At 71.1% G+C, this 1,301-nt stretch carries 1 protein-coding gene; it reads left to right on the forward strand.

Annotated features, from left to right (window positions below):
- On the forward strand, positions 1-1,301 hold a 1,301-nt coding region (locus ACFYW9_RS41400; RefSeq protein ID WP_389160374.1), incomplete at both ends, for an amino acid adenylation domain-containing protein.

Consider the following 1,301-nt stretch of genomic DNA (forward strand, 5'->3'; position numbering starts at 1 on the left):
CGCCCGTACCCCGGACCGCATCGCGGTGATCGGCGAGCACGAGAGCCTGACCTACGCCGAGTTCAACAAGCGTGCCAACCAGCTCGCGCACTGGCTGATCGAGCGGGGCGCGGGCCCCGAACGGCTGGTCGCGGTGAAGATCCCGCGCTCGGTGGACCTGCTGGTCGCGGTCTACGGGGTGGTCAAGGCCGGTGCCGCGTATGTGCCGCTGGACACCGAACTGCCCGCCGAACGCGTGCGCCACGTCCTGGCGAGCGCCAACCCGCTGCTGCTGCTCGAGGACACCCTGCCCGACGTCGCCGGCTATCCGGAGTCGGACCCGGTGCGCACCCTGTCGCCGGACAACGCCGCCTACGTCATCTTCACCTCCGGCTCCACCGGCGGTCCCAAGGGTGTGCCGGTGGCGCACCGCTCGATCACGAACCGGATCGAGTGGGGTCTGGAGCACTTCCAGGTCACGGTCGAGGACCGGATGCTGATGAGCACCTCGGCCAGCTTCGACGCCTCGGTGCCGGAGATGTTCTCCAACCTGCAGATGGGCGCCTCCGTCGTCGTGGCCAGCGCCGAGGGCCGCCGCGATCCCGCCTACCTCGCCGAGCTGATCCGGCGTGAGCGGGTGAGCGCCGCGTTCTTCGTGCCCTCCCTGCTGTCCGCGTTCGTCACCGAACCCGCCGCCGCGAACTGCACCAGCCTGCGCTGGATCGAGGTCGCCGCCGAGGCCTTCCCCGCAGCCCTGGCCAACCGCTTCACCGACCTGCTCCCCGACTGCACCGCCAACAACCTCTACGGTCCCACCGAGGCCACCGTCGAGGTCACCGGCTGGCAGCACGTCCCCGGCGCCGACCGCGTCCCGATCGGCACCCCCATCTGGAACAACCAGGTCTACATCCTGGACGCGGCCCTGCGCCCGGTCGCCCCCGGCGTGGCCGGCGAGCTCTACCTGGCCGGGACCTGCCTGGCCCGCGGCTACCTCGGCCAGAGCGGACTGACCTCGGAACGCTTCGTGGCCTGCCCGTTCGGTCCGGCCGGCGCGCGCATGTACCGCACCGGCGACCTGGTGAAGTGGAACAAGGACGGCCAGGTCGAGTACCTCGGCCGCACCGACTCCCAGGTCAAGGTCCGCGGTTTTCGTATCGAGCTCGGCGAGATCGACCACGTCCTGTCCGGGCACCCCTCGGTGGCGCAGGCCGCGGTCGTGGTCCGCGAGGACCAGAAGGGCGACCAGCGCCTGGTCGCCTACATCGAACCCGACCCCGACACCGCCGTCGCCGACACCACCGCCCAGGTCGAGGAATGGCGCC

Source organism: Streptomyces sp. NPDC002698 (assembly GCF_042888945.1).
Taxonomy (GTDB): domain Bacteria; phylum Actinomycetota; class Actinomycetes; order Streptomycetales; family Streptomycetaceae; genus Streptomyces.